Source organism: Amycolatopsis sp. NPDC000009 (assembly GCF_055563465.1).
Map to the genome: position 1 here is coordinate 536,285 of NZ_JBVHDI010000001.1, position 19,195 is coordinate 555,479.

The 19,195-nt window shown below is 68.7% G+C and carries 16 protein-coding genes; 9 read left to right on the forward strand and 7 right to left on the reverse strand.

The genetic code is table 11. The features are described from left to right. Positions 1-101 precede the first annotated feature (101 nt). A complete protein-coding gene (locus ACZ3HL_RS02785) occupies positions 102-932 on the forward strand; it encodes a hypothetical protein (RefSeq protein ID WP_465528380.1) in 831 nt (276 codons plus the stop codon). Then, positions 851-1,393, forward strand: coding sequence for an outer membrane protein assembly factor BamB family protein (locus tag ACZ3HL_RS02790; protein ID WP_465528382.1), 543 nt, complete (start codon positions 851-853; stop codon positions 1,391-1,393). Before ACZ3HL_RS02785 ends, ACZ3HL_RS02790 begins: the two co-directional genes overlap by 82 nt. On the opposite strand, the gene ACZ3HL_RS02795 is transcribed toward ACZ3HL_RS02790, so the two are convergent. Next, a complete protein-coding gene (locus ACZ3HL_RS02795) occupies positions 1,383-4,073 on the reverse strand; it encodes an AAA family ATPase (protein WP_465528384.1) in 2,691 nt (896 codons plus the stop codon). The two genes, ACZ3HL_RS02790 and ACZ3HL_RS02795, sit on opposite strands and share 11 nt — an antisense overlap. A 76-nt stretch (positions 4,074-4,149) precedes the next feature. On the opposite strand from ACZ3HL_RS02795, the gene ACZ3HL_RS02800 reads away from it, so the two are divergent. From ACZ3HL_RS02800 to ACZ3HL_RS02815, 4 genes are all read left to right on the forward strand, one after another. Continuing rightward, complete coding sequence (locus ACZ3HL_RS02800) at positions 4,150-5,514, forward strand: MFS transporter (RefSeq protein WP_465528386.1); 1,365 nt, start codon at positions 4,150-4,152, stop codon at positions 5,512-5,514. A gap of 26 nt (positions 5,515-5,540) precedes the next feature. Then, positions 5,541-6,401 (forward strand): SDR family oxidoreductase, encoded by an 861-nt coding sequence (locus ACZ3HL_RS02805; protein ID WP_465528389.1) that lies wholly within the window; start codon positions 5,541-5,543, stop codon positions 6,399-6,401. After that, complete coding sequence (locus ACZ3HL_RS02810; protein WP_465416155.1) at positions 6,398-6,847, forward strand: Dabb family protein; 450 nt, start codon at positions 6,398-6,400, stop codon at positions 6,845-6,847. The genes ACZ3HL_RS02805 and ACZ3HL_RS02810 overlap by 4 nt, the downstream gene beginning before the upstream one ends. A 234-nt stretch (positions 6,848-7,081) precedes the next feature. Beyond that, the gene (locus ACZ3HL_RS02815; protein WP_465528391.1) at positions 7,082-8,335 is read left to right on the forward strand and encodes an HNH endonuclease signature motif containing protein; all 1,254 of its coding nucleotides are present in this window, start codon (positions 7,082-7,084) and stop codon (positions 8,333-8,335) included. A 538-nt stretch (positions 8,336-8,873) separates the two neighbouring features. Here ACZ3HL_RS02815 and ACZ3HL_RS02820 read toward each other — a convergent pair. Continuing rightward, a complete protein-coding gene (locus ACZ3HL_RS02820; protein ID WP_465528393.1) occupies positions 8,874-9,845 on the reverse strand; it encodes a helix-turn-helix transcriptional regulator in 972 nt (323 codons plus the stop codon). 77 nt (positions 9,846-9,922) lie between these two features. Between ACZ3HL_RS02820 and ACZ3HL_RS02825 the strand changes: the two genes are divergently transcribed. Next, positions 9,923-10,261: a YybH family protein gene (locus ACZ3HL_RS02825; RefSeq protein ID WP_465416696.1), complete on the forward strand. Its 339-nt coding sequence runs from the start codon at positions 9,923-9,925 to the stop codon at positions 10,259-10,261. Positions 10,262-10,317: 56 nt separating this feature from the next. Here ACZ3HL_RS02825 and ACZ3HL_RS02830 read toward each other — a convergent pair whose 3' ends face one another. The 4 genes from ACZ3HL_RS02830 to ACZ3HL_RS02845 all read right to left on the reverse strand — a co-directional run bounded on the left by ACZ3HL_RS02830 (position 10,318) and on the right by ACZ3HL_RS02845 (position 14,273). After that, positions 10,318-11,052: a hypothetical protein gene (locus ACZ3HL_RS02830; RefSeq protein ID WP_465416149.1), complete on the reverse strand. Its 735-nt coding sequence runs from the start codon at positions 11,050-11,052 to the stop codon at positions 10,318-10,320. A 292-nt stretch (positions 11,053-11,344) separates the two neighbouring features. Then, entirely contained in the window at positions 11,345-12,766 is a 1,422-nt protein-coding gene (locus ACZ3HL_RS02835; RefSeq protein ID WP_465416147.1) for an amino acid permease, read from the reverse strand. Between the two features lie 63 nt (positions 12,767-12,829). Then, a complete protein-coding gene (locus tag ACZ3HL_RS02840; protein ID WP_465528395.1) occupies positions 12,830-13,459 on the reverse strand; it encodes a DUF2238 domain-containing protein in 630 nt (209 codons plus the stop codon). 34 nt (positions 13,460-13,493) lie between these two features. Next, positions 13,494-14,273 carry an isocitrate lyase/PEP mutase family protein gene (locus tag ACZ3HL_RS02845; protein ID WP_465528397.1) on the reverse strand — a complete coding sequence of 260 codons (780 nt, stop codon included), beginning with the start codon at positions 14,271-14,273 and terminating at the stop codon, positions 13,494-13,496. A 101-nt stretch (positions 14,274-14,374) separates the two neighbouring features. Between ACZ3HL_RS02845 and ACZ3HL_RS02850 the strand changes: the two genes are divergently transcribed. Together ACZ3HL_RS02850 and ACZ3HL_RS02855 are read left to right on the forward strand one after the other, a co-directional pair. Next, positions 14,375-14,740: an effector-associated constant component EACC1 gene (locus ACZ3HL_RS02850; protein ID WP_465528399.1), complete on the forward strand. Its 366-nt coding sequence runs from the start codon at positions 14,375-14,377 to the stop codon at positions 14,738-14,740. 185 nt (positions 14,741-14,925) lie between these two features. Beyond that, positions 14,926-17,868 (forward strand): tetratricopeptide repeat protein, encoded by a 2,943-nt coding sequence (locus ACZ3HL_RS02855; RefSeq protein WP_465528401.1) that lies wholly within the window; start codon positions 14,926-14,928, stop codon positions 17,866-17,868. A 9-nt stretch (positions 17,869-17,877) separates the two neighbouring features. Here the strand turns inward: ACZ3HL_RS02855 and ACZ3HL_RS02860 are convergent, their stop codons facing one another. Beyond that, a complete protein-coding gene (locus ACZ3HL_RS02860) occupies positions 17,878-19,122 on the reverse strand; it encodes a PucR family transcriptional regulator (RefSeq protein ID WP_465528403.1) in 1,245 nt (414 codons plus the stop codon). Positions 19,123-19,195: the final 73 nt, after the last annotated feature.

Here is a 19,195-nt window from a genome sequence, read left to right on the forward strand (position 1 = left end):
GCCACACAGCGGGGGAGAGTTCGGCTAACGTCCTGCCGTGGCTCCGAGCGGAGCGGAGAACCGAGCGGGAAGGTGCGCACACGCGGCGATTTCTGGTCTTCGTGGCCTGTCTGGGGGCCGTGCTCACGGCGTCGGGCTGCGGAACCGACGACCCGGCCCCGGCGCCGAGCGGCTCGGCGACCGCCGCGCAGCCACCCACGTCCGCCGCGCCGGAGGCGAAGACCGCCGATCCGCCCCGGTCGTTCGACAAGAACGCCCCTGTCGGGCTTCCCCCGGGCGCGTTGCGCGCCAATGTGGCGGGCCACGTCACCTCGCTGTTCATGACGCTGCGCGATCGCACCGGCCACATCGTCACCCCCACCGCGTTGAACGTGGTGGATGTGCTGACGGGACAACAGAAATGGACCGTCCCGTTCGAGCGCACGCCGGGTGACCCCTACAACCAGAGCGGGCCGTTCGTCAACACCACCGGGCCGCGTCCGCCCGCGGTCGGCGACAAGCTCGTCGTGGCCGCCGTCCCGGTCGTCATCCCGGAAAAGGACACCACTCCCGGCTACGTCGCGTTGTCGGTGATCGCGGCGGACCGGGAGAACGGCACCAAGGTCTGGCAGTCCGAGACCAAGGTCTCCGACGACCAGTACGCCGACGCGAGCAACGCCGTCACCGAGGTCGTCGCCGTCACGGACAAGGCCGTCATCGCCCGCTACGGCCGCTCGGACGACCACGTCACGGTCGCGCTCGACCCTGTCAGCGGGAAGACCTTGTGGGAGCGCAAGGATTACGAGGCAGGCAGCGTGCACGGCGACGTCGTCGCCGGCGCCGACTTCAACGTCGCCGAGAGAACTCTTCGATGGTCCAGGCGACCGCGCTCGACCTGGCCACCGGCGGGCAGAAATGGGTCGGCGCCGCGCGATCGTCCGCGGTCGTCCTGACCCGCGCCGATCCGGCACTGGTCGTGCTCACCAGGACCGACTACGGCAGCGGTGATTCGTCACTCCTGTTCCTCGACCCGGCCACGGGCGCGGAAAGGCGCAAGGTCGACGGCGAGGACCAGTTCGGTCCCAGCTCGTACGGAACCTGCCGCCACGACGAGCGATCGGTGCTCGTCTGCGACGCGGGCGGCGTGCTCACCGGCTACGACGCCGCGACCGCGGCCCCGCTCTGGACCCTGCCGGACAAGGCGGCCAACCGGGTGGCTCCCGGCATCACGCTCGCCTGGCACGGCGCCGTCTACGGCAAGACCGGCGGTGGTCAGCCGATCGTGCTGGACGCCAAAACGGGCAAGGATCTGGCCACCGACGACGTCGGCCTCGTCCCGGCCCTCGTGAGCGAGTACGCCGGTATCGGCGCGGGTGAGAACGGCGAGCCGCTGGCCTATCCGGTCAAACACTGAGCTCCGCGTCGCGGAGATCGGGCATGTCCCTCAGCTGCCTGCGTGAGGAGATGCCGAGCTTGCGGAAGATGTTGCGGAGGTGGGCGTCCACCGTGCGGGGACTGAGGAACAGGCGGGTGGCGACTTCCTTCGAGGTGGCGCCCGCGGCGACCTGGCGCGCGATATGCGTCTCCTGCATGGTCAGGTGGTCGTAGGAACGCCCGGAGCGACTGCGGGCGACCTCCCCGGTCGCCCGCAGTTCGTCGGCGGCCCGCCGGGTGAACGCTTCCAGCCCGATCTTCGCCAGCTGTTCGTGCGCGGTGCGCAGATGTTCACGCGCCTCGCGACGGCGTCCCTCGCGGCGCAGCCACTCGCCGTACCGCAGCCGCGCCCGCGCGAGGTGCACCGCGAGCGGGCCGTCCGCCAGATACCGGAGCGCCTCCAGGTGGTCGGGTTCCGCGTCGCTGACCATGGCCCGCGCGCTCGCCGCGATCCCGAGGGCGAAGGTGGTGCCCGCGGGTTCCGTGCGGGCGGTCAAGGAGTCCAGCGCGGACCGGGCGACGGACTCCTTCCCGCAGCGCACCGCGGCTTCCACGAGTTCGGGCAGCGCGATGCCGGTGAGGAAGAGGTCGCCGCTCGACACGGCCTCGGTCGCCGCGTCCAGTGCGGCCGGGTACTCGGCGAGTCCGTTGTACAGCACGGCCGTCGCCCAGTGGGCGTTCGCGGTCAGCTGCCCGCTGCCGCGGGTCGTCGCTTCGGCGAAGAGATCGAGTACTTCCCGGCGGCGTCCGCGCATCGCCGCCAGATGCACGCGCGGGTAGAGCTGCGGTGGATCGCCGACGGCGTCCGCGATCGCCTCCTCTTCGGCGATCGCGGCCATCGCCCGCCCGAAGTTCCCGGTGAGCACCGCGTGCAGTGCCACCTGGGACAGGCCGAGCCGGATGGTCATCGGCGACCCGGTGTCCCGGCCGGTCCGCACCAGCCAGTCGACGATCGTCGCGTGCAGGTCGATGTCCCACAGTTCGCCCGCGAGCACGGTCGCCAAGGCGGGCGTCCTGGTCCAGCCGGCCTCGTCGCCGGTGAGAACCCGGCGTAGCGCCGGTACCCCGGTGTGGTGTCCTTCGGCGGTCAACCGCACCAGCGCGTCCAGGAGATCCGGCGGCCCCGGAGGAGCCGAGCGGGCCGCGTCGAGCACCCGGTCCAGCACTCCCGCGGCCCGTCCGACCACGAGCCCCATTTCCAGCGCCGCGACGAAGAACTCGCGAGACCGCTCCGGATCGACGGCGGCGAGCCGTTTCGCCGCCCGCAGAATGAGGTCCGGCCCGCGGACGGCGCCCTCCGCGCCTTGGACGAAGGCGATCCGCCCGCGCAGCAGATCGACCGAGGCGTGCTGGGGGACGTCCAAGGTCGCGGTGTCGACGCTGGCCAGCAGATCCGCCGCCGCGTCCGTCGCGCCCGCCTCCAGCGTGGTCCGCGCGGCCGCGAGGGTGCGCTCGGTCTGCTTGGCGGGGTCGAGGGAAAGCGCCGCCGCACGTTCGAGGAACGCGGCCGCGGCCGCCACCCCGCCGCGTGCCTGCGCCCGCGACGCCGACAATTCCAGCTCCGCCGCGACCTGTTCGTCCGGTCCCGTGGTGGCCTGGGCCCGGTGCCAGGCCCGCCGGTCACCGGCGGTTTCCGCGTCGGTGACTTCGGCCAGCGCTCGATGGGCCGGGTGGCGCTGCTCCGGTTCGGCCGCGCGATACGCGGCGGAGCGCGCCAGCGGATGGCAGAAACGCGCCCGCGTGCCGAACCGGATCAGCCCGGACGCCTCGGCCGCGGCGCTCGCGGCGGGCACGTCGATGTCCAGCCGCCGCGCCGCCGCCCACAGCAGACCGGGATCGCCGGTGGGGTCGGCGCTCGCGAGGGTCAGCAGCCGCCGCGCGTCCACCGGCAGTTCCGCCATCCTGGCCCGGAAACTCCGCTCGATCCGGCTCGCGATCGGCGACGGTGCCGGCGGCGCGAAACCACCGGCCTTCGGTAGTTCGATGAGCGCGAGCGGGTTGCCGCGGGCCTCGGCGAGCAGGCGATCGCGCACACGCTCGTCCAGCGTCACGGTCTTTTCCCCGGCCAGCAAGGCACGCGCGTGCGTATCGCTCAGGCCGCCGACCGTCAGCCCCGGCAACTCGTCCAGCCCGCGAACCGGATCCTGATCACGGGCGGCGAACACCATCGCGATCGGCTCGGCCGCGATCCGCCTCGCCAGGAACGTCAACGCCCTCGCCGACGCCGTGTCCAGCCAGTGCGCGTCGTCGACCACACAGAGCATCGGACGCGTCGCCGCGGCGGTCGCCAGCAGTTCGAGCGCGGCGAGACCGACCCGGAACGGATCCGGAGCCCCGTCGGCCAGCCCGAAGGCGACGAGAAGGGATTCGCGGTACGGAGCCGACAGCGTGTCGAGATGCGCCAGCGCCGGAACGCACAGCTGGTGCAGTGCCGCGAACGGCAGCTCACCCTCGAATTCCGACCCGGACGCGCGGATGAGCTGGAACTCCTCCGCCGTGACTCGTTCGAGGTGCTCCAGCAGCGCGCTCTTGCCGATACCCGGCTCGCCGCGGAGCACGAGCACCCCGCCCTCGCCCCGGGCCGCCGCGTGGACCAGGGCGAGGAGGCGATCGATCTCTTCTCGTCGGCCGACGAGCGAGTGGGGGGACGTCGTGGGCATGGTCTGAACCCTAGCGAGACGAACTAGGTGATTGTCGCCGACGCGAGCGGACGGGGGCTCGCGCGATCGTGGCGGCATGACAGTACGAGCGACGAAACGGATCTCGCGCGGGGTGGCGATGCTCGGCCTCGCGAGCGCCATGTTCCTGGTCATCCTCGACGCCGCGATGGTGAACCTCGCCGGGTCCTCGATCCGGCAGGGCCTCGGGCTCACCGCCGCCGAACTCACGGTGGTCGTGGACAGCTATCTGGTGACGTTCGCGGGCCTGCTGCTGCTCGGCGGCAGGCTCGCCGACGTGCTCGGGGCCAGAAAGGTGTTCCTCGCCGGAATGGCCGTCTACCTCGCGGCGTCGGCCTTCTGCGCGCTGGCCACCAGCGGCGGGCTGCTGATCGCCGGGCGGATCGGGCAGGGGGTCGGGGCGGCGGTCCTGATGCCTGCCGCGCTCTCGCTCGTCCTCGGCCTCTACTCGTCGCCCGCCGAACGCACCCGCGCGATGGGGATCTGGGGCGCGGTCGCCGGAGCGGGCAGTCTCGTCGGGGTCTTCCTCGGCGGAACACTGACCGAGCTGCTCGGCTGGCAGGCGGTGTTCGTGGCCCCGGTGCCGTTCGGCGCCGTCGGGGCGCTCGTCGTGTGGCGGGCCGTGCCGCCGGTGCCGGGCAGGCCGGGCCGGTTCGACGCGCTGGGCGCCGTCACGATCACCGTCGGGATCTCCGGGCTCGCGCTGGGCATGGTCTCCGCTTCCGACGCCGGGTGGACCGCTCCCGGCACGATCACCGGCCTCGTGGCCGGACTCGTTTCGCTGGTGGCGTTCGTGTTCGTCGAACGGCGTTCTTCGCGTCCGCTGGTCCCGCTGGGCGTGTTCCGCCGGAAGCCGGTGGTCACCGCGAACCTGGTGATGGTACTGATCGGCGGAACCCTGACCAGTCTGTTCTTCTTCCTGCCCCAGTACCAGCAGGACGTACTCGGGATGAGCCCGCTGGCGACCGGCATGGCCCAGCTCCCGCTCGCCGTCATGATCATCGTGGGCAGTGTTCTCGCGCCCATGCTGGCGAAACGGATCGGGCTCGCCCGCGCGCTGCCGACCGCACTGGTCGTGCTTCTCGCGGGATTCCTTTGGCTGGCCTGGGATCCCACGGCCAGCGGCTTCTCGGTCAGCCTGCTGGGCGCGTTCCTGGTGATCGGCACCGGGCTCGGGCTGGGTGCCGTCAACGCCACCGCGATGGCGGTACGCGACAGCGCGGACGGTGAATCGGGCCTGCTCAGCGGACTGGTGAACGCCGCGCAGCAGTTGGGCGGCGCGGTCGGGCTGGCCGCGCTCGCCGGAATCGCCATCGGCGCCGCGGGAACACACGGGGACATCTCGTTCACCACCGCGTTCCTCGGTGAAGCCGTGCTCGTCTTCATCGCCCTCGCGGTGTCACTCTTCCCCACCCGTCGTTGACTTCCGTCAAGAAAGGACACTCCACAATGGACACCATCCTGGTGACCGGCGCGACCGGAACCGTCGGATCCGCCCTGATCCCCGCCCTGCGAGCCCGCGGTGCCGCCGTCCGCGCGATGACCCGGGACCCCGGGCTTTCCGTGCCCGGCGCCGAGACCGCCGTCGCCGACCTGCGTGATCCCGAGGCCATCGGCGCCGCGCTGAAAGGCGTCGACGCGGCTTTCCTCAACAGCCCTTCCGCTCCCGACGCCGCCTCGCTCCAGATCCGGTTCGCCGACCTCGCCCGGGACGCCGGGGTGAACCGGCTCGTGCTGCTCTCGCAGTACGCGGCGCGGGCCGACTCGCCGGTGCGGTTCCTGCGCTGGCACGCCGAAGTCGAGGCGCACGTCCGATCGCTCGGGATCGAGTACACCGTGCTGCGCCCCAACCTCTATTTGCAGGCGCTGCTCGCCTTCGCCGGCACCATCGCGCAGGGTTTCTTCGCCGCACCCATCGGCGATGCCGCTGTCAGCGCCATAGACACCAGGGACATCGCGGACGTCGCCGCGGCCGTGCTGACCGGACCGGGGCACGCCGGCCGGACCTACACGCTGACCGGACCGCGTGCGGTGACCCACGGCCAGATCGCCCAGGCGCTCTCGGCCGCCATGGGGCGGGACGTCACCTTCCACGACACCTCCGCCGATCAGTTCGCCGCGGCACTGACCGGTCTGCTCCCGCCGTGGCAGATCGAAGGCCTCATCGAGGACTACGCGCACTACGCCACGGGCGAAGCGGCCGAAGTGCACACGGCCGTCGCCGATCTGACCGGAAAACCCGCGCGCGACGTCACCGACTTCGCCCGTGACCACCTTTCCGTACTCCTGCCCGAAGGGGAAATCCGATGATCTATCACTGCATTCGGTTCACGCTCAAACCTGATGTCTCCGAGGAGGACAAAGCGGCCGGGCTCGCGCGGATGGGTGAACACATCAACGCCATTCCCGTCATCAAAGCACGTGTCGTCGGCCCCGATTTCGGTGGCGAATTCGAGTACGGCGCCGTCACCGTACTCGAAGGCATCGAGGCTTACGAGGAGTACATGAATCACCCGGCGCATCTCGAAATGGATCGACTCGGCTTGCCGCTGATCGACAGGTTCGTGTCCTACGACGTCACCGACGACCCGGATCCGGAGATCGGCGCGAAGATCGCCGACGTGCACCGGCGACGTTTCGAGAACGTGCCCGATGTGGCCGGGCTGGTCTCCGGCCTCAGGGAGTACAGCGGCAGTGCCGCGCCCGGCAGGCATGGGCCGCCTGCCGGTGGCCCCCTTTCGCAATTAGCCGACTAATTGCGTGGGTTTTGGGTGTCGGCTGGTGGGTCTCCTTGCATTTAGTCGGCTAAATGCGCGGGTTCGGAGTTTCGATCCGATGGGTCTCCTCGCAATTAGTCGGCTAATTGCGCTGGGGGGTTGCCCAGGGTGATTCAGCTCGGAGGGCGGTTCACTCGTCAGTGTTGGCTGTCCCTCTTGCAGGTTGCTTAAAATTACGAACACGTGTTCGATAAATCTTGGTATTATGGAGGCGTGTCCGAGACCTTTCTCCCTGAGTTGCCGCAGGAGTTGTGGCGTGCTGGCAAGCTGGAGCTTGCGCATGGTGTGCAGCAGTCTTTGCGGGTGATTCGGATGGCCACTGCCGGTTTGGGGCAGTTTTTGGCGGAGATCGAGAATCGGGGCCCCAAAGACTTGTACGGGTATGGCCGTACGGATAAGTGGTTCGCGGATATGGCGGGGTTGTCGGTCGGGGAAGCACGTGCGGTGGTGAACCGCGCGCTCGCGTTGAATCCCACCCGTGCCTTGGATGGTAGCGAGGTTCCGCCGGTTGCTCCCGCGACGGCTGCGGTGGCGGCGGAGGGGTTGGTGGGGGATGAGCGGATCGATCAGATCCTGGAGATCTTGAAGCGGCTTCCCGCCGACACCTCCACCGAAGACCGCGCCACCGCGGAGAAGATCCTCGCGGACCTTGCCCGGGAGGCCGGTCCGCAGCAGTTGGCGGACGCCGAGGCGAACCTGCTGGGCTGGCTCGACCCCGACGGCAAAGAACCGAAAGATCCCGAACCCAAGGAACCACGCCGCGAAATCACCCTGGAGCGCCGCAAGGACGGGTTCTGGAAACTCACCGGCCTCTTCGACGACGAGACCGGGGCCCGCACCGCCGCCGCACTGGAGGCGCACGCTCAGCCACGGCCGGTGGACGAATTCGGACAAGCCGATCTGCGGATGAAGTGCGAACGCATGGGAGACGCCTGGGTCGACCTCCTCGACTTGGCGATCGCCTGCCCCGACCAGCCCGGGACCAGCGGCTACCGCACCCTCGTCCACGTCACCATCGGGCTGGAGGAACTCAAATCGGGCCTCGGGACCGCGTGCCTGGACTTCGTCGGGACGATGACCGCGCGGGAAGCCCGGCTCGCCGCCTGCGACTGCCTGATGCTCCCGGTCGTGATGAGCGCCTCGGGTGAACCGCTGGATATGGGACGGCTGAGACGGTTCGTCACCCCAGGCCAGAGACGTGCGTTGAACATCCGCGACGGAGGCTGCGCCTTCCCGGGCTGCCATCGGAAACCGAAGAACTGTCACGCCCATCACATCGTCCATTGGGCAGACGGCGGACCCACCGATCTCCGGAATCTCGTGCTGCTGTGCGGTTTTCATCACCGGTTGATTCATCATGGTGATTGGGCAGTACGGATGGCCGCTGATGGGTTACCGGAGTTCATTCCGCCCCAGTACCGGGATCCGCTCCGACAACCCCGGCGCAACACCCTGCACCACGTCTGAACCCCCGAGGAGCCCGTCGGCCACACCGGCGACGGGCCCTTCGGCCTGCCTGCAGGCAGGTGGGTTGGGATTCTGTCCGCTGGTGACTGGCTGAGTGTCTCGGTCGTTGGGTTGCCGGAGTTCGTTCCGCCTCAGTGCCGCGATCCGCGGCAGTATCCTTCGCCGCCGTTGAGCCCGAGAGATGCCCGTAGGCAGGTGGGTTGCGATCCTGCCCACAGGCGACAGCCCGGTCGTCGGGTTGCCGGAGTTCGTTCCGCCTCAATGCCGCGATCCGCAGTAGCACCCTCCACCCCCCCGCGAGCCCTGAGGCAACCGGCTTGCGAGGGCGGAAGGCTTAACCCCATGCAATAGCAAGGCCCGTTCTGCCGGGAAGGCTGCATGGACCCGGACATCGGCCAGACCTAGGTTCGCGCCGATCGCCCAGCGGCGACGAAGTCGATGACCAACAACCAACGCGCTACGAACCGAAACCACCACGCCGAACCGTTCCTGGACAAACGAAACCGACGTGCGTCATCCCGCCCCGCCGCGTTCGGCCTCACCCCTCGCCATAGCGGCTGCTGATCGCGACGGCCCGATCCCGCAGGGAAGCGCGTAACCAAGGAGGGTCGACGGCCTCCGCGTCCGTGCCGAGTCGCCACAACGCCCACTCGGCGTGCCGCCCGTCCTGGAAGGCCACTTCCATGCGCAGCCTGCCGTCCTCGGCGGCTTCTTCCGTGAGTACGGCCAGCGCGGTGCCGGCCAGCTCGTCCCGCCGCACCGGATCCACCAGCACCGACACGGCGACCTGGTCCCCGCCGCTCCGGAACCGTGTGCTGCGTTCCTGCCAGGTCCGGTCGAGGTCCACCCGGTCCGGGCGTTGCGCGGGTTCGGGGAGTTCCTCGGCGGCCCGTAGCCGGGACAGCCGGTAGGTGCGGTCCTCGCCGGACCTCGTGGCCAGCAGGTAACCCCGGTCCCGGACGGTGACCAGGCCGATCGGATCCACCGTGCGCCACCGTGGTGCCCGGCCCTCGGCCGCGTAGTGGATGCGCAGCTTGTGTCCCGCGAACACCGCGCGCCGGACCTCGGAGACGACAGTGTCCGGCACCTCCTCGGCGGCCACCCGGCGCGAGAGCAGATCGGTCTCCGGGTCGATGAGCAGGCGCCGGGCCGCGCCCGCCGCGGTGTCCCGCTGGCCTTCCGGCAGCGCGTCGACCACCTTGAGCATGGCCGAAGCGAGCGCCGAGCCGAGACCGAACGCCTGCGCGCCGCGCCGTGATCCGGCGATCAGCAACGCCAGCGCCTCGTCGTGGGTCAGCCCGGTGAGTTCGGTCCGGAAACCGGGCAGCAGCCCGAAACCACCGTGCCTGCCGCGTTCGGCGTACACCGGGACACCCGCCGCGGACAACGCCTCGATGTCCCGCAACACGGTGCGGGTGGAGACCTCCAGTTCGCGCGCGAGCGTGGTCGCGGACAGGCGGCCGCGGTGCCGCAACAGCAACACCAGTGAGACCAACCGGTCGGCGCGCATATCCGGAACTCTAGCGGAATACACGACACAGGATGTCGTGATTCGCTGCGAGGCTCGTTCCCATGACAAGCAGGACTGTGGCCACCGAGCCGAACGATCTGGGCAGATTCTTCATCGAGCGAGGCAACGCGGGCGATGTCGACGGACTGGTGGCGTTGTACGAACCGGACGCCGTGCTGGCGTTCCCGCCGGGCAACATCGCGACCGGGCACGCGGAGATCCGCAAGGTGTACGAGGAGTTCGTCGCGGCCGCGCCGGAACTCCTGCCGGGCAGGCAGCATCCGGCGCTGGTGGGCGGCGACCTGGCGCTCACGGCGTCCACGCTGACCACCGGTGAGACGACCATCGAGGTCGCCCGCCGTCAGCCGGACGGATCCTGGCTCTGGGCGCTGGACCAGCCGGTGTTCGTGCCGTGACGCGACGGCTCGCCGGTGGCGGACCCGGGTCTGCCACCGGCGAGCCGCGCGCGGCGTCAGAGCGTGCAGTTCCTGGCCGAACCCGTGTTCACCTTGGCGCCGGTGAACTCCTCGATGATCGCGATGTTCTCCGGGGCGTAGTTCTTGGCGACGATCTTGGCCACGTCCGCGCTGCCGAGTTTGGCGGCGTGGGGCGCGGATTGATCCAGCCAGTAGGCGGTACGGAGGAACTCGATGAGCACCAGTTCGCGTAATGCGGGCTGTGCCTTGATCTTGGCCCAGTAATCGGGATGTTTGGTCTTCGCGACGCGCAGATAGAGCTGCAGGTAGCGCATGTTCGTGGCCGCGATGTCCCGCGAATTGCTCGCGCCCACGCCCTGGATGTATTCCGCGACGACCGTCGCCGCGGGCAATCCCATGAGTCCGGCGTTGAGTTCCGCGATGACCCCTTGGATCCGGTACGAGCCCTGCTGCTGATCCCGCAGGTAGATGTCGTCCATCGAACGCGTGAGATCGTCCGTGATCAGCGGCAGGATCTCGCGGCGGGGGAATCCGCCGTGGATCGGGACCTTCATCGCCTTGCGGGACGCGTCGATCCACGCCGAAACGTACACGTCCCATGACGTTCTCGAGGGATCCAGATCCCACATGTGGGTCTCTTCGTGGATCGCCACCATCAGGGACTCGGCGAGCGCGTTGAAGCTGGTCTTGTTCACGAACTGGCTGAAGTACTTGTCCTTGGCCTGCGCGATCGCGAGGGCTTCGCCGCTGGGCCAGCGCCGCTTGTACACGGCTTGGATCGTCTGCAACCACTTCGCGGACTGGAAACCCGCCTTTATGTCACTGACATCGGCTTTCGGTTGGACGGGTTCCTCGTAACAGAAGGGAGCCGCCGTCTCTTGAGCGGCAGCGGATACGGGGAATGAGGTGAGGGACAAGGCGAGGCACGCGGTCAGCACGGTAATGCCATATCGGCGCATGGGGACCTCGGTTCACGGTAGGGTTTTCCGTGGGGGCGGACGGAAGTGTCCCCTACCGATCACCGTCACTTCAATGATCCGGCTCGTACTAGGGCTGGACAGGCTAGGAATTATGGCGGCGAACGGGCGAATCCGCGGCCAGCCGGGATCGGCGCATGCTGTAGCCGAAGTAGATGAGCAGGCCGAGTGCCATCCAGCCGGCGAAGACGATCCAAGTCTCGCCGTCGAGGCTGAGCATCATGTAAGCGCAGCACAGCACCCCGAGGACCGGGGTGACAGGGGCGAACGGCACCCGGAACGAGCGCGGGGCCTCCGGTTGCCGCTTGCGCAGCAGCAGGACAGCGACGTTCACCAGTCCGAAGGCGAACAGCGTGCCGATGCTGGTGGCGTCGGCCAGCTTCCCGAGTGGGATGAACGCGGCCAGTGTCGCGACGAAGCCGGAAACCACCAGGGTGTTGATCCGCGGCGTCCCGGTCTTGGGGTCCACTTTGGACAGCGAGGCGGGGACCAGCCCGTCGCGGGACATCGAGTACAGGATGCGGGTCTGTCCGTAGAGGACGGTCAGCACGACGCTGGAGATCGCCACGATCGCGCCGACGGCGAGCAGCCCGGCCCACAGCGGGTTGTCGGACACGGCGCCGAGCACGTGCGCGAGCGCGGCCTCCTGGCCGTCGAAATCCTGCCACGGCAGGGCGCCGACCGCGGCCACGGCGACAAGGCAGTACAGCACGGTGACGATGGCGAGCGAGAGCAGGATCGCCCTCGGCAGGTCCCGTTGCGGGTTCTTCGCCTCCTCGCCCGCGGTGGAAGCCGCGTCGAAACCGATGTAGGAGAAGAAAAGCTTCGCGGCACCGGCGCTCAGTCCGGCCAGGCCGAGCGGCAGGAACGGGGCGAAGTTCGCCGCCCGCACCGCCGAGAACGCGATCGCGCAGAACAGCACCAGCGTGCCGACCTTGATCACGACCATGATCGCGTTGGCCCGCGCGCTCTCCTTCGCGCCAGAGAGCAACAGGAACATGGCGAGCAGCACGACGACGATGGCCGGGACGTTGACGATCCCGCCCGAGCCGGGCGGCTGGCTGAACGCGTCGGGGATGGCGAAACCGAACGTCAGCCGCAGCAGTTCGTTGAGGTACTGACCCCAGCCGACGGCCACCGACGCCACCGAGACGCCGTACTCGAGCACCAGGCACCAGCCGCAGACCCAGGCGACCAGCTCGCCGAGCGTGGCATAGGCGTAGGAGTAGGACGAACCGGACACCGGGATCATTCCGGCGAGTTCGGCGTAGGAGAGCGCCGAGAACAGCGCGGTGATACCGGCGAGCACGAACGACAGCACGACCGCGGGGCCCGCCACGGGAACCGCTTCGCCGAGCACGACGAAGATCCCGCTGCCCAGCGTCGCGCCGATGCTGAGCATCGTCAGCTGCCCGAGGCCGAGGGATCGCTTCAGCGTGCCGTGATCACTGTCGGCGATCAGATCGGCGACCGGTTTCCGCCGCACGGCCGCGGCTCGCAGAGTCATGCCGAGGACCGTATCTGCCGCGTTGAACACGCAGAACAGGAGATCGTTGCTTGGTTACCTGCATTACAGGTGATTCGTTGAGACCCCCCGGAGTTGCCGATCGTGCACCCTGCGCCAGATCAGCAGGGAAAGCACCGCGCCGCACAGGCAGAGGAACATGTCCCACTGCGTGTCCCAGACGTCGCCCTGGGTGCCGAGGAAATCGTCCGCGCCCGCTCCGGCGACCATCGCGCTGAACCATTCCACGAACTCGAAACCGGCGGCGATCGTCACGCAGACGCAGACGGTCAGGAACGCGACCCAGGCACCGGGGCGCAGCGGGGTCCGGCGCAGCAGCACCTCGCGTACGGCGATCGCCGGGACGAAACCCTGGACGACGTGGGCGAACCGGTCGTAGTTGTTCCGCTGGGTGCCCATCAGCTCCTGCACCCATTCCCCGGCCGGGGTCTCCGCGTAGGTGTACTGCCCGCCGTAACACAGCACGAACGCGTGCAGCACCAGCAGCCAGCACAGCAAGCGAGTCAAGGGAAAGCGTTTGCGCAGGGCCACCACCAGCGGCAGCCCGATCAGCACCCAGACCACTTCCAGCAGCCAGGTGCCGGGGGACCTGGCGAGGACACCGGTCACCACGAGCACGGCGACCACGGAGCCGGCCAGCAGGATGCCTTCCGTCCGGCCGACTCCGCGCACCATGCGTGGGACCCTACTGCGAGGGGCCCTGGCTCGCTCAGTTCAGCTTGCGCATGTCGGCGGGCAGGCCGCCGCCGGCGTAGACGTCCTCGGCCAGCTTCGCCAGCGCGGTGAGCGCGACGTTCTGGCTGAACGGCCCGTAGGACACCCGGGAGACACCGAGCTTCTGCGCGGTGGCCAGCGGGATCGAGCCCGGGACGCCGATCAGGTTGACCTTGCGCTCGCCCAGCGCCTCGACCAGCCTGCCGACCTGGCTCTCGTCGAGCTTGCCGGGCACGAAGACGTTCGACGCGCCGGCGTCCAGGTACGCGCGGCCGCGGGTGATCGCGTCGGCCAGCACCTCCTCGGGGTCACGGTCGCCCGCCCGGAGGAAGGCGTCGGTGCGGGCGTTGAGCACGAAGTCGATCCCGGCGGACTGGGCGGCGGCGACCGCGGCCTCGACGGCCTTGACGGACTCGTCCAGCGGTTTCATCCGGTCTTCGAGGTTGCAGCCGACCGCGCCGGCCTCGATCGCGCGGGCGACCGTGCCGCCCGGGTCGCCGTAACCCGCCTCCAGGTCCGCGGTGACCGGCAGATCGCCCGCCACCCGGACGATCAGGGCGACCTCGGCGATCATCTCGTCGCGGGGGATCACCTCGCCGTCGGGGTAGCCGCGGGCGGCGGCGATACCGTGGCTCGGGGTGGCGAGGGCCTGCGTACCAGGGGTTTCGGCGACGACCTTCGCGGTGATCGCGTCCCACACGTTGACGACGAGCAAGAGTTCGGGGGCGGCGTGCAATTCCTGCAGCCGCGTGGCCTTCTCGGCGATGGAAACCATGGTCTCAATCTAGAGGTTTCGCCCAGCGTCGGCGCCGATTGCTGTTACGCCCCGGGCCGGGGTGGCGACTGGTAGGGATACCGCGTTTCGAGGAGGCCCCCGTGGAGCTGACCATCAACGCCGCCGGCGACGAACAAGCGCTGACCGAGTTCTACGGCTGGCTCCGCGACGACGCCGACGTGACACGGTCCGCGACGATCAGCCTCGCCGGGTCGGGGAGCACCGGGGAGATGGGGGCCTTCGAGGTCATCTGCATGTCCATCGGCTCCCTGACCGGGCTGGCGAACCTGGGCATCGCCTGGAGCAACTTTCTCCGCTCCCGCGAGGAAACGCCCCCGTTCACCATCACGGTCGAGGGTGAATTGACCCCCGAACAGCGCGCCATGCTCCGCAACCTCGACCTTCCACTGTGGCCGGACGAGCCGGACAGCGGACGTCCGACTCGATCGGGTGAAACCGGGCTGTAAGCGCTAACGAAGTCGCTCACGCCGCTGCTCGGCTGTATCGACCGCTGGGCGAAGGACCGCTGAAACGCCTGGCTGGTTCACACGGCTTCCGCCACGGTCGAAACAAGCGCGAGTCCCACTGAGAGGTGGTGACTTGCTGCTGCGCAATGCGAACAGACCGAGCGGCGAAAGAGGCGGATGAACTGGTGGACGTGCTCAACCTGGGCAGGCTGGAACGCGTGCCCGAGGCCACCATGGGTGTCTCCTTGGCCGACTGCGTTCCGAGCCGGCTGGAGATCCTTCCGGTGCGGGGCACGATCCGGAACATCGCGGGCTTGCCGAACGACACCGCGTACGTTCAGCGGGACCATGACGAACTCCTGCGAGCGAAGGTCGCGCCAGTTGTCGGAGGCGCGAGCGGAATCGTCACTCTCGTCAGCGAATCCACGGCGGGCAAAAAGCGCTCCGCTTGGGAAGCGATCCGATGGACACGGCCCGGGGAGCCGGACCCCTGGATGGCCGACTGGCGGTTGATGCCGAGCATCAGCCCCAGTGATCCGCGCGAGTTGCTGGACTCGCTCGGAAAGGTCGGTCCGCGAACGGTCATCTGGCTTCCGAAGGCCGAGCGCTATTTCAAGGAACCCGGCGTCGGCGTCGGCAACAAGATCGCGAAGGTACTCCGGGAGCTGCTTCACGATGCCGAGCGCGGGCCGGTGCTGATCATCACGACGCTGCGTACCAAGTACTGGCGGCTGCTGACGGCACAGTCCTCGGAGGGAAAGGATCTCTTTCCCCATGTTCGCCTGCTCCTGGCGGGCAGTAGCGTCGTCGTGCCCGACACGTTCAGTGGCGCGGAGGAAGACCGGGCACTGTCGGGTGCCGATCCGCGGCTCTCCGAAGCGGTTTCGCGTGCCGAAGTGGGACACGTGATCCAGTACCTCGTCGATATCCCTGATCTTCAGGAGCGCTACGACACAGCCGGGGCGGGCGAGCGGGCGATCCTCGACTGTGCGGTCGACGCGCTGGTCGCCGCGCACGGCACGTGGCTGCCCCACGAACTTCTCGAGGCGGGATCGGCTCTGCATCTGTCTTCGGGGGCGCGTAGCGGCCTCGGCGACAGGTGGTTCTCCGACGCGATCACCGAGCTGACCCGTCGAGGAAACGGCGGGCGGAGCGTCCTGGTCGACCGCGGGCCGTCGGCGGCAGGTGGCTCGAAGTCTTACCGGTTCGACGACTACCTCGAACGCAGGCAAGTGGCCGACATCGCCCGGCCGCGTCTGCCGGACAAGCGCCTTTGGGAGGTCTTGGTCCGCCACGCGGATCCCGCAAACCTGTCCACGATGGCCCAGGAGTGTGAAAGGCGGGGCCTTCTCGAACAAGCGGCCCGCTTCTATCTCCGGGCGGTGAATGAGGGCGAGAAGAGGGCTCGGCTCGATCTGGCGGGACTGCTGAGCCGCGCCGATCGTATCGACGAAGCGCTCGAACAGTACGCCCACTTCGACGCCGACCACGACGCGAATATCGCAGCGGCCGAGATGCTGCTGTCGGCCGGACGGCCGGAAGAAGTCGTCCATTGTCTCGCGAAGCTGGTCGCGCGGCGAGACAAGCGTGCGACCACCCTGACGGCCATGGCGTACAACGATTTGGGCCGTCGGAAGGACGCACTGTGCCTTTACGGCGACCTCGCGCAGCGCGGCGACGCCACGGCCGCCGCCGTGGCCGCTGACATGCTGGCCGTCACCACCGGCGTGCCATCGGCAGTGGAATGGCTGATGTCCCTGGACAACCACAACAGCCCGGAGATCCTGCGAGCCGTCGCGGACATGCTCACAGATCACGAGGAGACGAAGTTCGCCCTTCGCGCCCTGCACGAACTGGGCGTTGCGGGGAGGCACCACGCCTTCACGCTCGGTGCGGAGATCCTGGTCGCGCACAATCTTCTCGAGGACGCACTGTATTGGAGTGAGACGGCGGTCGCCTGCGAGGCACCCGGCGCGCTGGCCTCCGCCGCGCGGATCAACGCACTGGCGGGCTTCTTCCACGTGGCGATGGCACACGCCGCGACCGCGTCGGCGAACGGGAACCCCGAAGCATTCACCGCGGTCGGTGATGTTCTTGCCGTCAAGAAGCTGATAAAACACGCGCTCGATTGCTATCAGCAAGCCATCGACGCGGGTGATGAATCCGCATTGGCCAAGGCAGCGGAGGTTTCAGCAGCGGCGGGATGGACGACCGAGGCCATCGGTTTCTTTCGTCGTGCCCAGCGGTCCGGACAGGCTCCGCGGCCTGAAGAGCTGGCCAATGCGCTGTGCCGGGCAGGGCACCTTAAAGAGGCTTTCGAGTGGTATATCAAAACTGTCGACATTTCGACTCCGGACATTCTCGTTCCGCTCAGTGACTTCCTGCTCCATGAAGGGATCATCGCTCATGTCGTGAGCAGCTACTCGCGACAAGCCAAGGCCAGCAAGGGGCAGGCCTTCTGCTGGGTCGCCGAAGGACTGGTCGCGGCCGATCGGGTGGAAGCGGAGACCGACACGCGTCTGTTCGAGAGAAGTCTCGGGTCGGTCGCGGTGCGGGGCAAGAAACTGACTGCCGCGGTGGACGCCTTCACGACCGCAATAACCGAGGGGTACGCTCCCGCGCGTATGCGTGCCGTGGAGGTGCAGTTGCACCTCCACCGTTCCTACGGCGCCAAACGTCTTCTCGAGAAATGTGACGCCGCTGATCCGCGTTACGCCCATAACCATGTTCTCGCGCTGGCGGTCGAAGGTGACGTCGAGAAGGCGATGGCAGAAGTCGAGAAACAGCTCGCGAACTCCGACACGACGGTCGTCGCCTCGGTTGCGATGTCGCTCCTGGAGCGAAAAGAACACCGGGAGCGGGGGATCGCCCTCCTCGAAAGAGGCATAAGTGCCGGTGACGTGAAGTCTCGCGTGTGTCTCGCTGATCATCTGCGTCGCGAAGTCCGCTACACCGATGCCTTGGATCACTACCTCATCGCCTTGGCGCATGGCTATACGGAGGTGTGGGGCAGCATCGAAACACTCTTCGCGAAGATGCAGGACCGCGGCGGTCGCATGCGGTTGCGCAAGTACGGAGTGACACCTGACGGGACGGTCTCGCCACCCTGGTCGGTGAACATGCTCTAAGTGAACTGTTCACGCGCCGCTTCCCAGCCACCGCAGCGTTTCCAGCGCGACGGCCACGTCCACCGCGTTCTCCGCCAGCGGCCGGGGGAGCAGTTCGTCGGCCCGCGCCAGCCGCCGGACGACGGTGTTCCGATGGGTGTAGAGCCGTTCCGCGGTCCGCGTCGTGTTGCCCAGTTCGTGCACGTAGGCCCGCACGGTCTCCCGGGTCTCGGCATCGGCGTGCCGGAGTTCGCCGAGGGTGTCGGCGATGAACTCGCCCGCCTGCGCCGGATCGCCGGTGAGCAGGGCGAGCAGCTGGATGTCCTGGTATCGCGCGATCTGCTGCGGCGAGGTGAGCCGGGCGAGCATCCGCTGGGTGGCTGCGGCGTCCAGATGGCTGCGGCGGAACCCGTCGATCCCGCTGCCGGGCCGCCCCAGCGCGACCCGGACGTCGGGATGCGGTGCGAGGTCTTCGGCGAGCCGGTCCGCGCGCGGCGGGGTCCGGCCGGGCAGCCAGACCCACAGGGCGGCGGCGCTGGCGACGACGGTCAGCCGGTGGGAGGCGCCACACGCCCGCATGAGTGTCTCCGCGGCGGTTTCGAGCTGCTGGGACGACGGGGTGGCCGAGCCGCTCCAGACGATCGCGGCCGTATGCGGGCCGGCGAGCGGGTAACCGAGCTGGGCTTCGGCGCGCGAGCGGCTGATGGGCGCGCCTTCCAGCAGCAGCGTGACCGTGGCCCGCCGTTCGGCGTGGGCGCCGCGGGTCAGTTCCGTCCGTTCGGCGGCCATCCGTTCGGACACGGCGGCGACCGTGTCCTCGATGAACGTGGTGATCGACAACGACGAGACGTCCAGCAGTTCGCGGAGCAGGACCGGGTCGGACGTGAGATCGAAGCAGATCTCGATCCACCGGCGCCAGGCCACGCCCTGCGCCCGCCGGTAGGCGTCCAGGCCGCCGGAGTCGAAGCCCCGGCGCACCATGTCGCGAGCGCCGTCGAGCACTTCCCGGTTCAGGTTGGCGGCGACCCGTTCACCGGGCCGCTGCACGTTGGCGGCCGCCCAGTGCAGCAGATTCGCCAGGTTGGCGCGTTTGGTCCCCTCGGTGAGCACGGGGTCCTCGGCGACCGCGCGCATACTGTCCCCGCCGAGCGAGGCCTCGTGCAGCTCCTCGATCCATTCGGCACGCGGATGCAGCACGATCTCCGCGCCCCGCCGGAAGAGGTCACGCGCCTCGGGCGTCAGGGTCGGCCACGGCGATGTGACACTTTGCACCATGCGTCCATCATGCTGGTGCAGATAGCGCTAGCGCAATTCCTCGGTGAACCCGCATCGTGGAGACAACCGAGAC

What these genes read in the sequence shown, in the direction of transcription:
- ACZ3HL_RS02790 (WP_465528382.1), top strand. Translation starts at nt 851, where the DNA reads ATGGTCCAGGCGACCGCGCTCGACCTGGCCACCGGCGGGCAGAAATGG.
- ACZ3HL_RS02795 (WP_465528384.1), bottom strand. Translation starts at nt 4,073, where the DNA reads ATGCCCACGACGTCCCCCCACTCGCTCGTCGGCCGACGAGAAGAGATC.
- ACZ3HL_RS02800 (WP_465528386.1), top strand. Translation starts at nt 4,150, where the DNA reads ATGACAGTACGAGCGACGAAACGGATCTCGCGCGGGGTGGCGATGCTC.
- ACZ3HL_RS02805 (WP_465528389.1), top strand. Translation starts at nt 5,541, where the DNA reads ATGGACACCATCCTGGTGACCGGCGCGACCGGAACCGTCGGATCCGCC.
- ACZ3HL_RS02810 (WP_465416155.1), top strand. Translation starts at nt 6,398, where the DNA reads ATGATCTATCACTGCATTCGGTTCACGCTCAAACCTGATGTCTCCGAG.
- ACZ3HL_RS02820 (WP_465528393.1), bottom strand. Translation starts at nt 9,845, where the DNA reads ATGCGCGCCGACCGGTTGGTCTCACTGGTGTTGCTGTTGCGGCACCGC.
- ACZ3HL_RS02835 (WP_465416147.1), bottom strand. Translation starts at nt 12,766, where the DNA reads ATGACTCTGCGAGCCGCGGCCGTGCGGCGGAAACCGGTCGCCGATCTG.
- ACZ3HL_RS02840 (WP_465528395.1), bottom strand. Translation starts at nt 13,459, where the DNA reads ATGGTGCGCGGAGTCGGCCGGACGGAAGGCATCCTGCTGGCCGGCTCC.
- ACZ3HL_RS02845 (WP_465528397.1), bottom strand. Translation starts at nt 14,273, where the DNA reads ATGGTTTCCATCGCCGAGAAGGCCACGCGGCTGCAGGAATTGCACGCC.
- ACZ3HL_RS02860 (WP_465528403.1), bottom strand. Translation starts at nt 19,122, where the DNA reads ATGGTGCAAAGTGTCACATCGCCGTGGCCGACCCTGACGCCCGAGGCG.